We start from the raw sequence: 11,436 nt of genomic DNA on the forward strand, positions 1-11,436 counted from the left end.
AGCTGGCGCAAGCTGCGCGGCTTCGTTCATCTCGCCGACGTCATCCAGGGCGTCGATTTCGTCAACGGCATCAAGCCAATAAACCAGCAGCTAACCGCCGCATGATGATCGCTTGGGCACCAGATTTGACAATAACTCGCTTTTACATGACGGTTGTCATTGGCACAGTGGAAACACTCAAGGTCGAGTCTTGGATGGATCCGATGTTCCAGTAGATCGTATTTGTATGTGTCCAGCTTTGTATTGAGATGGAACGGCCTGAATAGACTGACGCATGTCAGAGTAAAGTACTTTGAACCTCTTGCAGAAAAATCAAAGTTACCGCCTTCATCGAGAAAAATGTAAAGCGTAGGCGGCATGCTCGACCTGAAATCAACCATGACGCGTGTTTAACCACGTGTGCACCCGCGTTCAATTGCAAATTGATGCGGGTGCTTTTTTGCTGCTTACAACACCGACTCGAACAACGCCCGCGTGTTGGCCTCGGTCATGGTGACCGGGTTGCCGCCGGTTGACGGGTCGTTGAGCGCATCGCGGACGAGCACATCGAGGTTCGCATCCTTCACACCCAGATCGGTGAGCGTTTTCGGGATCGCGAAGCCCGCGTTGAACTGATCGACAAAGGCGCAGAAGCCGTCGAAGCCGCCGTCGATGCCAAGATAGCCCGCCGCCCGGTCAAAGCGGTCGCGGATGGCGTCGGCGTTCAACTTGAGCACGGTGGGCATGAAGACGGCATTCGTGGTGCCGTGGTGGGTGTGGTGATGCGCGCCGATGGGGTGGCTCAGAGCATGGATCGCGCCGAGGCCCTTCTGGAAGGCGGTCGCGCCCATGGCGGCGGCGCTCATCATGTTCGCGCGGGCTTCGATGTTGGTGCCGTCGGCATAGGCGCGGGGCAGGTTGTCGACGACAAGGCGCATGCCTTCGAGAGCGATGCCCTGGCTCATCGGGTGGTAATGCGGGCTTGAATAAGCCTCGACACAGTGCGCGAAGGCATCAAGCCCGGTGCCTGCGGTGATGAACTTGGGCATGCCCACGGTGAGTTCGGGGTCGCAGATCACCACGGCGGGAAGCATCTTGGGGTGGAAGATGATCTTCTTCTCGTGTGTTTCCGAATTGGTGATAACGCTGGCGCGGCCCACTTCGGATCCGGTGCCAGCGGTGGTCGGCACCGCGACGATGGGGTGGATGCCAGCAGGGTCGGCGCGCGTCCACCAATCGCCAATGTCCTCGAAATCCCAGAGCGGGCGGGACTGGCCTGCCATGAAGGCAAGCGTCTTGGCGAGGTCGAGACCAGAGCCGCCGCCAAAGGCGATGACGCCGTCAAAGCCGCCTTCGCGGTAGACTTTGAGACCTTCTTCTACGTTCTTTTCGTTCGGGTTGGGATCGACATCGGAGAACATCGCGCGGCCCAGACCCGCCTGTTCGACAAGGTTCAGGGTTTTGGTGGTGATCTCCATATCCGCGAGGCCCCGGTCGGTGACGAGGAGCGGTTTGGAGATGCCAGCGGCAAGGCACGCCTCGGCGATTTCCGAGATGCGGCCCGCGCCGAAACGGATGGCGGTGGGGTAGGACCAGTTTGCTTTAGGCGACATCGGCTTATGCCTTCTTGAGATGGTAGGATTTGGGGCGTGTCAGGGCCTGATACGCCAGTTTTGACAGACCTTGCCCGCGTCCGGTGTCCTTGCAGCCGGTCCAGCAGAGCGCAGGGTCGAGGTAGTCACAGCGGTTGAGGAAAACGGTGCCGGTCTCAACGCGGTCGCCAATGGCTTCTGCGGCGGCGGTGTTGGCGGACCAGATTGAGGCGGTGAGGCCGAACTGGCTGTCATTCATCAGCGCGATGGCTTCCTCGTCATCTTTGACCGGCATGATGCCGACAACAGGGCCAAAGCTTTCGTCGCGCATGACGCGCATCTTGTGGGTGACATGGGTCAGGATCTGCGGTGTCAGGTACGCGCCGCCATCGTCGGCTGGCATGGTGTCGATATGCGCTTTTGCGCCATCGGCCAGCGCCTCTTCGATCTGGGCGCGGACTTCCTTGGCGAAACGGACATTGGCCATCGGGCCCATTGTGGTGTCGGGGTCCAGCGGGTTGCCGAGTTTCTGCGCGTTGACCCAAGCGACCGCTTTTTCGACGAACTTGTCGTACAGGCTTTCGTGGACATAGATGCGTTCGATCCCACAGCAGCACTGGCCAGAGTTGAACATCGCGCCATCAAGCAGTGTTTCGATAGCCGCGTCGAGATTGGCGTCGGCGCGGGCATAGCCGGGGTCTTTGCCGCCAAGCTCGGTCGAGACGGGGATGAAGGTGCCCGCTGCCGCGCGTTCGATGGCCTGACCACCGCCGACCGAGCCGGTAAAGTTGACGAAATCCACTGCGCGTTCCGAGAGCAGCGCAGAGGTGGTGTCGTGGTCGAGGACGAGGTTCTGGAACACGTCTTCGGGCACGCCCGCCGCGTGGAAGGCTTCGGCAAGGTGTTCACCCACGGCGAGCGTCTGGCCGGCATGCTTCAGGATCACGGTATTGCCCGCGATGAGGGCGGGGGCCACGGTGTTGATCGCGGTCATGTAGGGGTAGTTCCACGGTGCGATGACCAGAACGGTGCCCCAGGGGGTACGCTTGATCAGGCGGCGGAACGCGTCGCTGTCTTCGATCTGCATGGGCGCGAGCGACTCTGCGGCGACATCGGCCATGTAGGTCAGGCGTTCGTTAAAGCCGCCATATTCGCCGCCATAGCGGACGGGACGGCCCATCTGATGCGCCAGTTCGGTCGCCATACGGTCTTTCTGCTGGCCGATGATGTCCCCCGCCTTGCGCACCAGTGCGATGCGTTCGGACAGCGGGCGCGCGGCCCAATCGGATTGGGCGGCCTTGGCGCGTTTGGCAGCGTCAAAAGCGGCGTCGCGGGTCAGCACCTCGCGCGTGAGGTACACCGATCCGTCGATCGGGGAGATCAGGTCTACGGTCTTGGTCATGGTTCAGGCTCTTTCAAATCCGCGCTGGAGTTCCCAGTCGGTGACAACGGCATCAAAGGCTTCTTGTTCCACCTCGGCGCTCCGGGTGTAATGGTCGACCACGAAATCGCCCATGGCCGCGCGGAGCATGGCGGAGGTGCGCAGGGCATCGGTGGCATCACGCAGATTGGCAGGGATCTCCGGGATGTGGTCCATGTAGTAGACATCGCCCGAAACAGGCTCTTCCAGGGACAGCTTTTCCTCCATCCCGGCGATACCAGCGGCGAGTTGCGCGGCGCAGGCGAGATAGGGGTTGATGTCGCTTCCGGGGATGCGGCACTCGATCCGCACACCTTTGGTCCCCTCGCCCACAAGCCGGTAACCTGCGGTGCGGTTGTCCACTGACCATGCGATCTTGGTGGGGGCAAAGGTGCCCGGCAGGAACCGCTTGTAGCTGTTCACGTAGGGCGCGAGGAAGAATGTCATGTCGGGGGCATATTTGATCAGGCCCGCGACATAGGATTTCATCGTGTCCGACATGGTCAGCTTGTCCGCCGCATCGTGGAACACGTTGGTGTCACCCTTGAACAGGGACTGGTGGATATGTGCGGCGCTGCCGACACGGGTGTGGTGCCATTTCGGCAGGAAGCTGGCCGCATGGCCGTGCATGTTGGCGATGTCCTTGACCGCGTGTTTGGCGATCGTGTGGTTGTCGGCGCAGGCAAGTGCGTCGGCATAGTGGATGTTCAGCTCTTCCTGACCGGCTTCGGCTTCGCCCTTGGTGTTCTCGACAGGCACACCGGCAGCCACGAGGTGGTTGCGGATCGGCCGCATCACGTGTTCTTCGCGGGTGGTCTGGAGGATGTTGTAGTCTTCGTTATAGCCGCTGATCGGGGTCAGGGTGCGATAGCCGTTCTTGCGGATTTCCTCGTAGCTTTTCTCGAACAGGAAGAATTCCAACTCGGTCGCCATCATCGGGGTCAGGCCCATTTCGGCAAGACGGGCAATTTGCGCCTTGAGGACCTGGCGCGGGGAATGCGGCACTGGTTCGTGCGTGTGGTGGTCGATCAGGTCACAGAGCACCATCGCCGTGCCTTCGAGCCACGGCATCGGGCGCAGAGTGGTCAGGTCCGGTTTCATCACGTAGTCGCCGTAACCCGCGGCCCAGCTTGTGGATTTGTAGCCATCCGGTGTGGCCATTTCGAGGTCGGTGGCCAGCAGGTAGTTGCAGCAATGCGTTTCTTTCCATGCGGACTCGAGGAAGTTCGAGACATGGAAGCGTTTGCCCATCAGTCGGCCCTGCATGTCAACCATGCAGACCAGAACAGTGTCGATTGCGCCGGTTTCGGCTTTGGCTTGCAGGTCATCAAGTGTCATGTGGGCCATGGACGTGTCCTTTCCATTCACGGTCAAAGCGACCCCCTAAGGGATCGCTTCTTGAGGTTTTGTGCCTCGATTATTCGAAGTTGTACGGTGCGCCCGCCTGGTTGATGACGCTGTTGTACTCGCGGAAGATGTTGATGATCTTCTGCTGGATCTCGCCTTCCTCGGCAACCTCGTTCCAGAACTCCTTGGCGGCGTTCTCGACCTCGGCCCATTCGCTTGGCGGAACCTGACGCAGTTGCAGCTTGTCACCATTGGCGCGCAAGGCCGCTTCGCCACCCCAGTACCACTGGTTGCGGTAGGTGTGGCCTGCTTCGGTCGCAGCCATCACGACAGACTTGAGGTGATCCGGCAGGTCGGCCCAGCGTTGCTGGTTGATGAACCATGATCCGATCCACGCACCCGAGATGTTGTTGGTGAGGAAGTAATCGGTCACGTCGGCCCAGCCCACGGTGTAGTCTTCGGTGATGCCGGACCACGCCATGCCGTCCAGTTCGCCTGTCTGCACTGCAACTTCGGCATCTTCGTAAGGGATGGACACAGGGACAACGCCGAACTTGGACAGGAAGCGACCGGCGGTCGGGAAGGTGTAGAGGCGCAGACCGTCGAGGTCAGCGACCGAGGTGATTTCCTTGGTGGTGTTGAAGTTGCACGGATCCTGACCTGCGGCCGAGATCCATTTCACGCCGACCTTGTTGTACTCTTCTTTCCAGATTTCCTTGAGGCCGTACTGGTTGAAGAGCACCGGCACATCGAGGATGTGCTTTGTGGCAAACGGGAAGTAACCGCCGAACTGGCGCAGCGGGGTGGGGGACGCCATGGAGTCGTCGTCCGAGTGCACGCCGTCGATGGTGCCGCGCTGAAGCGCCTGGAACAGCTCGCCCGTGGGTACGATCTGGTCAGCATAGAACAGCTCGACCGTGAGTTCGCCGTTGGCGTTTGCGTTGATGTAGTCGATGACCGGCTTGGTCACATGCTCGCCCAGAGCGGCGCCCGCATAGGTCTGGAAGCGCCACGTGATGCCGGATTGCGCTTTGACAACGGCGGGGGCAGCAAGGCTTGCCGCGGCACCGATCCCGGCGGTTTTCAGGAACTTACGTCTGGTGGTCATGTCATATCCTCTCGGTTGGGTTGGGGTTCGACGCTCCGTTGGCGGAGTCTTGATTGTGGTTATTTGCCATACACGTATTCCGGCAGCCAAAGGGCGATCTGTGGGAAGGCCATGATGATGGCGAGGGCGGCAACCATCACCAGAACGAAGGGGATGATCGACGCGTAGATGTCGCGCAGGCCGATTTCGGGTGGGGCCATCGCGCGCATCAGGAAGAGGTTATAGCCGAAGGGCGGTGTCATGTAGGCGATCTGGGTCGTGATGGTGTAGAGGATACCATACCAGATCAGGTCAAAGCCCAGCGCGCCCACCAACGGGACGTAGAGTGGCGCAACGATCACCAGCATCGCGGTGTCGTCAAGGAACGTGCCCATGACGATGAAGCTAAGCTGCATCAGGATCAGGATCACCCACGGGCTGAGGCCAAGCTGATCGGTGAACAGGTTCTCGATGGCCTTAACCGCCCCCAGACCGTCGAACACCGCGCCAAAGGCCAGTGCGGCGAGGATGATCCACATGAACATGCAGGAGATACCGAGCGTGTTGCGGACCGAGTTCTCGAACACCTCGCGGGTCATGCGGCCCTTCAGGACAGCGGCCATAAAGGCGGCGATGGCCCCGATGGCAGAGCTTTCGACCAGCGATGTCCAGCCGTTCACGAAGGGGACCATCATGATGAAGAAAATCGCCAGCGGCAAAAGCCCGGCGCGCAGGAGGCGCAGCTTTTCGGCGCGGGGGATGTCGCGTTCGGCTGCCGGGAGGACCGGGCCAAGGGCTGGGTTCAGTTTGCAGCGGATCACGATGTAGAGGACGAACATGGTCGCCATCATCAGGCCGGGGATCACACCGGCGAGCCAGAGCTGGCCAACCGGCTGACGGGCGATCATCGCGTAGAGGACCAGCACCACCGACGGCGGCACAAGGATGCCCAATGATGACCCGGCCTGGATCACCCCCGTGACCATTCGTTTGTCGTATCCTCGCCTCAAGAGTTCGGGTAGCGCGATGGTTGCCCCGATGGCCATGCCCGCAACGCTGAGGCCATTCATGGCAGAGATCAGGACCATCAGTCCGATTGTGCCCACGGCAAGGCCACCGGAGAGGCCGCCCATCCACACGTGGAACATCTTGTAAAGGTCATCCGCGATGCGGCTTTCCGACAGGACATAGCCCATGAAGATGAACATCGGAAGGGTCAGCAACGGATACCATTTCATCAGCTTCATCGCCGCCGAGAAGCCGAGGTCATATCCACCCCGGTCGCCCCAAAGGAAGAACGCGGCAACGACAGCCACAAAGCCGATAGCGCCAAACACGCGCTGCCCAGTGAGAAGCATCAGCATCATGGTCGAGAACATGAGTGCCGCAATCAGTTCATACGGCATCAGACCTTGGCCCCCATGTCATGTCCCTTGAGGCGCAGGATGTCCTTGGCCAGTTCGCAGAGCACCTGCAGCAGCATCAGGAAGATGCCGATCACCATGATGACCTTGATCGGCCAGAGATAAGGCCTCCACGATGTCGGGCTGCGTTCAAGGAAGCCAAGCTCTTCGCTGCCCGTTGCAAGGCCCGCGAAGAAACTGATTGGTTCCGATCCGAAATAGCCCAATGAGTAGGCCGTCGAGGCGATCCCGCCGTAGAGCAGGAAGCCCAGGTAGATGAGCAGGAAGATCACGGTCACTGCGTCAATCGCGGCTTTGCGACGGTCGCTCATTTCGCCATAGATCAGGTCCATCCGCACGTTCGACCCCATCTGGATCGAATACGGGCCGCCAAGGATGTAGTAGGCGACCATCGCGAACTGGGCCATTTCGAGCGTCCAGAGCGACGGCACAAGGAACACCTTGCTGATGGAGGACCAGATCAGGATTCCCATCATCACGAAGATGCCGTACATCACAATCCGTCCGATCATGCGGTTGAACGGGTCGATCACTCCGACATAGGCCTGAAGCGCGCGGATCATAGCGCCTCCTGCGTCGCAAGGGCTTTGATCAGCATGGTGCTCAGGATATCGGCAAACCGGGCAACACCCGCCGCGTCCGAGACCAGATCGTTGCGGACTTCGATCATCACATTTTGCAGTCCACGCGGGATCGCGTGTTCGCGCAGCGTGTGGGTGACGCCATCGGTGACGGAATAGGGCGCGTTCAGTTGGGCATCGAGACCATCTGGACGGGTGGCCATCATCGCGCGGGCGAGCCGGTCGTCGGCATCGTGCAGCAGGCCAAGTTCAACGGACCGGGGCTGACCGAACCAAGTGGGCGTGAAGGTGTGGATTGTCACAAGCGCCGGAGGGGTTGAGAACGCGTCAAGCGTGGTTTTGAGTAGCATGCGGAAGGGGTCGTATACCTCGGTCACGCGGGCGGCGCGGGCGGTGTCATCAAGGCCGACATTGCCGGGCACGTCAATCACCTCGGACCGTTCGGGAAACGCACCGGGCGCGCTGGGCGGGCGGTTGCAGTCGTACACCAAACGCGAGACGCGTGAGGCGACCAGCGGTGCATCGAGCTTTTCCGACAGGGCTTTGGCCAAATCAAGACCGCCGATGTCCCATGCGGCATGGCTGTGTCGGTGTTCCAGGGCGACGCCCAGATTGGCAAGCGACGCGGGGATAAACGCGCTGGCGTGTTCGCAAACAAGACAGATGGACGCTGTGCCCTGAGTGTTGATCACCTCGGCAGCGGGGCCATCGTTCGGGCCCAGAATCGTATGATGGTTGTGTGTGCTCACGGGGCCATTAAGGGTTTTGGGCTTTGACTCTGTCAAGACAATTTCGTTGATTATTGTACCAAGATGAGTATCAATGTAGCGATTGCTACAAAAGGCATCACGGGATGGCGAAGCCGCTTTCGGTCAAGGACAGGCTGCACGATCAGGCTGGTGCTCTGACGCCAGCAGAGCGGCAATTGTCCAGCGTTCTCATGCGCGATTACCCTGTGGGAGGGTTGCAATCTATCACCCGAATTGCCGAAGCGGCGGGAGTGTCCACACCGACTGTGATCCGGCTGGCGCGCAAGCTGGGGTTCGACGGATTCCCGGAATTGCAGGCAGCCATGCGGGACGAGGCGTCCGAGCAGTTCAAGACACCCATTCGCAAGCGCGAAGGGTGGGGGGATACCAAGCCCGGATCGGCGGCGTTCACGGCTTTTGCTGAGGCGGTGTTCGACAATCTGAGCCGCACGATTGATCGGCTGGAGCCGGGTACGCTGGATGCCATCGCCGGGCTTCTCGCGGATCGGCAAAGGCCGGTGTACCTGTCCGGTGGCCGGATCACGCGGTCGAATGCGGATTACTTCTTCAACCACCTTCAGATCATCCGCCCTGCGGTGACATTGCTGGGGGCGTCGCCCAATGTCTGGCCGCAGTACATTCTGGATATGGACCGCGCATCAGTTCTGATCTTGTTCGACATCCGGCGGTATGAACGGGATCTGGAGCGTCTGGCGGAACTCGCCAAGGAGCGCGACGCCGAGATCATCCTGTTTACGGATCAATGGGGATCACCGATTTCGCGGCTGGCGGATCACGTGGTGAATGCGATGATCGAGGTGCCGTCAAGCTGGGATTCGACGCTGGCGATCAACCTGATTATCGAGGCGTTGATTGCCGAGGTTCAGACCCGCGTGTCCGACAGCGCGCGTGCGCGGATCGAAGCGTTGGAAGACATGTTTCGGTCGACCCGGATTTTCCGCAAGCCCTGAGTTTTCGGTCAGATGATGCGGTGACGCATCATCGTGTTTCGGATGACCGAAACATTGGGGCTCTGCCCCAAACCCCGAAGTATTTTTGAACCAGAGAAGATCAGGACAGGGCCAGAATGATAACGCCAATTGCCACGATGCTGGCCGCGACTAGCCTGCGCTTGGCCGGTCCTTCGCCGAGCCAGTAGACGCCGATCAAAGCGGCAAAGATCACGGAGGTTTCGCGCACCGCTGACACGATGCCGATGGGGGCCAGTGTTTTGGCGAAGAGGGCCAGTCCATAGGCGAGGCCGGAGATGACGCCGCCAGACAGTCCAAGCACAAGCGCGCGTTGGCTGATGTTGCGGGCGCGGTCGAACCGGGTGGCGATGACGAAGACGGCCACGCAAATCTCGGCTGCAAACAGCCAGACGACATAGCCGATGGGTGTGCCAGAGACGCGAATGCCGATGCCATCAACCACCGAATAGGCGGCGATGATGGCAGAGGTGGCAAGTGCCGCACCGATCCCGCGCTTGTCGGCGTGCCGGATGGCAGCAAGTACCATGATCCCGGCGGATACCGTCAGAATTCCGATCCATGCCCAGAGGGACAGGGCCTCGTCCGCCCAGACCATGGCGCCCAAGGCGACCATCACCGGGGCGGTGCCGCGGGCGATGGGGTAGATCAGGGACAGATCGCCAAAGCGGTAGGAGACATTCAGGAAATAGTAATAGGCCCAGTGGATCACGGTGGAGGCAATGATAAAGGGAAACGCCTCGATCGCGGGCATGGGGACGAAGGGCATTAAGGCCAGTGCGGGCAGGCAGTGGCCCGTTGCGACCAGCCCAAGCGTGATCGCCCGGTCGGCCGAAGTTTTGACCAGCGCGTTCCAGAGCGCATGGAGCAGCGCGGCGAGAAGGACGATCAGTAGGACGGTTGTGCTCACACAGTGGTCCGGATCGCGTCGATGACGATTGAGAGCGCGGTGTCGAGATCGGCTTGGCTGATGACGAGCGGGGGCGACAGGGTGAGGACGCTGCCTGCGCTGATCTTGAAGCTGAGGCCTTTGTCGAGGCAGGCATAGTAGATGCGTTCTGCGCGGTCGGGATCGGGGGTGCGGGTGTCGCGGTCGGTGACGATCTCGACCCCGAACATGAGGCCGCGACCGCGGATGTCGCCGACATGGGGATGATCGTGAAGCGCGTCCTTCAGGCGGTTCTGCGCATGGGTGCCAAGGGTGGCGGAGCGGTCGACAAGGCCTTCGTCCTCGATGATGTCGAGCGTGGTCAGTGCCGCGCGGGCGGTGACGGGGTTTTTCTCGTGCGTGTAGTGGCCGATGGCGAAGTCGCCGGCGACGTTCAGATCATCGCGCGCAATGATCCCGGCGATGGGGAGCATCCCGCCGCCAAGCGCCTTGCCGAGAACCACGATGTCGGGTTCGATCCCGTCGTGGTCGAAGGCGAACATGCGGCCTGTCTTGCCAAGGCCCGTCGGGATTTCATCGATGATGAGCAGCGCACCGTGCTTGCGGCACGCGGCCTGCACCGCCTGCCAGTAGCCCGGTGGGGGGACGACCGGAACGGCGCGCATGGGTTCGGCGATGACGGCGGCCACATCGCCTTCGCGGGCCAGAGCGAAATCGACCATCTTTGCGCAGGCAAGGGCGCAGGTTTCAGGGCCCGGATGGCCATAGGCGCAGTGGTAGCAGTGGAAGGGGGCGACGTGTTCGGCGCCCGGCAGGAGAGGGCCTGCGATATGGCTGCGGAAGGTGGCTTCGCCCCCGACGCTGGACGCGCCAAAGCCTGCGCCGTGGAAGGCGTCCCAGAAGCTGATTGTCTTGAACCGGCCCGTGGCGGCGCGGGCAAGGCGCAGAGCGACTTCAACCGCGTCCGACCCGCCGGTGGTGAAAAGAACGCGGTTGAGGGTGCCCGGCGCGATCTGGCCGAGGCGTTCGGCCAAGGTGACGGACACATCATTGGTGAACCGACGCGGTGAGAAGGGCAGCGCGTCGATCTGGTCTTTCACCGCCTGGACAAGGCGCGGGTGGCCGTAGCCGATGTGGTGTACCGAGTTGCCGTGGAAATCCATTAAGCGGCGGCCGCTGGTGTCTTCGATCCAGATGCCTTCGGCCTTGGCGATGGTGCTGAGGCAGGGTGAGGACAGTGACTGATGCAGAAAGGCGTTTGCATCGCGCGCCAACAGGTCGCGCGTTTCGTTATGCGTTTCGCGGGCGGACCAGTCAGCCCGTGCGGCGCTGGTGTTGGCCTCGCCTTCGGTGTGTCGCATCAGGCGGGGTCCTCAATA

At 61.1% G+C, this 11,436-nt stretch carries 10 protein-coding genes; 1 reads left to right on the forward strand and 9 read right to left on the reverse strand.

The annotated features are described in order from the left end of the window. Nucleotides 1-446 precede the first annotated feature (446 nt). The 7 genes from JJ869_RS18330 to JJ869_RS18360 all read right to left on the reverse strand — a co-directional run bounded on the left by JJ869_RS18330 (nt 447) and on the right by JJ869_RS18360 (nt 8,179). On the reverse strand, nt 447-1,592 hold the full coding sequence (locus tag JJ869_RS18330; protein WP_292269283.1) for an iron-containing alcohol dehydrogenase: 1,146 nt from the start codon (nt 1,590-1,592) through the stop codon (nt 447-449). Nucleotides 1,593-1,596: 4 nt separating this feature from the next. Next, nucleotides 1,597-2,973 (reverse strand): aldehyde dehydrogenase family protein, encoded by a 1,377-nt coding sequence (locus tag JJ869_RS18335; protein WP_292269285.1) that lies wholly within the window; start codon nt 2,971-2,973, stop codon nt 1,597-1,599. Between the two features lie 3 nt (nt 2,974-2,976). Then, nucleotides 2,977-4,338 carry a glutamine synthetase family protein gene (locus JJ869_RS18340; RefSeq protein ID WP_292269287.1) on the reverse strand — a complete coding sequence of 454 codons (1,362 nt, stop codon included), beginning with the start codon at nt 4,336-4,338 and terminating at the stop codon, nt 2,977-2,979. A 70-nt stretch (nt 4,339-4,408) separates the two neighbouring features. Further along, the gene (locus JJ869_RS18345) at nt 4,409-5,446 is read right to left on the reverse strand and encodes a TRAP transporter substrate-binding protein (protein WP_292269288.1); all 1,038 of its coding nucleotides are present in this window, start codon (nt 5,444-5,446) and stop codon (nt 4,409-4,411) included. A gap of 59 nt (nt 5,447-5,505) precedes the next feature. Then, nucleotides 5,506-6,831: a TRAP transporter large permease subunit gene (locus JJ869_RS18350; RefSeq protein WP_292269289.1), complete on the reverse strand. Its 1,326-nt coding sequence runs from the start codon at nt 6,829-6,831 to the stop codon at nt 5,506-5,508. Continuing rightward, a complete protein-coding gene (locus JJ869_RS18355; protein WP_292269291.1) occupies nt 6,831-7,412 on the reverse strand; it encodes a TRAP transporter small permease subunit in 582 nt (193 codons plus the stop codon). The genes JJ869_RS18350 and JJ869_RS18355 overlap by 1 nt, the downstream gene beginning before the upstream one ends. Continuing rightward, the gene (locus tag JJ869_RS18360; protein ID WP_292269293.1) at nt 7,409-8,179 is read right to left on the reverse strand and encodes an N-formylglutamate amidohydrolase; all 771 of its coding nucleotides are present in this window, start codon (nt 8,177-8,179) and stop codon (nt 7,409-7,411) included. The genes JJ869_RS18355 and JJ869_RS18360 overlap by 4 nt, the downstream gene beginning before the upstream one ends. 104 nt (nt 8,180-8,283) lie before the next feature. Between JJ869_RS18360 and JJ869_RS18365 the strand changes: the two genes are divergently transcribed. After that, nucleotides 8,284-9,150 (forward strand): MurR/RpiR family transcriptional regulator, encoded by an 867-nt coding sequence (locus JJ869_RS18365; RefSeq protein ID WP_292269294.1) that lies wholly within the window; start codon nt 8,284-8,286, stop codon nt 9,148-9,150. Nucleotides 9,151-9,250: 100 nt separating this feature from the next. Here JJ869_RS18365 and JJ869_RS18370 read toward each other — a convergent pair whose 3' ends face one another. Continuing rightward, complete coding sequence (locus tag JJ869_RS18370) at nt 9,251-10,078, reverse strand: DMT family transporter (RefSeq protein ID WP_292269296.1); 828 nt, start codon at nt 10,076-10,078, stop codon at nt 9,251-9,253. Then, entirely contained in the window at nt 10,075-11,418 is a 1,344-nt protein-coding gene (locus JJ869_RS18375; RefSeq protein ID WP_292269299.1) for an aspartate aminotransferase family protein, read from the reverse strand. Before JJ869_RS18375 ends, JJ869_RS18370 begins: the two co-directional genes overlap by 4 nt. Between the last annotated feature and the right edge of the window lie 18 nt (nt 11,419-11,436).

The sequence above is a fragment of the Marivita sp. genome (assembly GCF_017643905.1).
In the GTDB taxonomy this organism is placed as follows: domain Bacteria; phylum Pseudomonadota; class Alphaproteobacteria; order Rhodobacterales; family Rhodobacteraceae; genus Marivita.

Coding starts and splice junctions, on each gene's coding strand:
- JJ869_RS18330 (WP_292269283.1), bottom strand. CDS start 1,592: ATGTCGCCTAAAGCAAACTGGTCCTACCCCACCGCCATCCGTTTCGGC.
- JJ869_RS18335 (WP_292269285.1), bottom strand. CDS start 2,973: ATGACCAAGACCGTAGACCTGATCTCCCCGATCGACGGATCGGTGTAC.
- JJ869_RS18340 (WP_292269287.1), bottom strand. CDS start 4,338: ATGGCCCACATGACACTTGATGACCTGCAAGCCAAAGCCGAAACCGGC.
- JJ869_RS18345 (WP_292269288.1), bottom strand. CDS start 5,446: ATGACCACCAGACGTAAGTTCCTGAAAACCGCCGGGATCGGTGCCGCG.
- JJ869_RS18350 (WP_292269289.1), bottom strand. CDS start 6,831: ATGCCGTATGAACTGATTGCGGCACTCATGTTCTCGACCATGATGCTG.
- JJ869_RS18355 (WP_292269291.1), bottom strand. CDS start 7,412: ATGATCCGCGCGCTTCAGGCCTATGTCGGAGTGATCGACCCGTTCAAC.
- JJ869_RS18365 (WP_292269294.1), top strand. CDS start 8,284: ATGGCGAAGCCGCTTTCGGTCAAGGACAGGCTGCACGATCAGGCTGGT.
- JJ869_RS18375 (WP_292269299.1), bottom strand. CDS start 11,418: ATGCGACACACCGAAGGCGAGGCCAACACCAGCGCCGCACGGGCTGAC.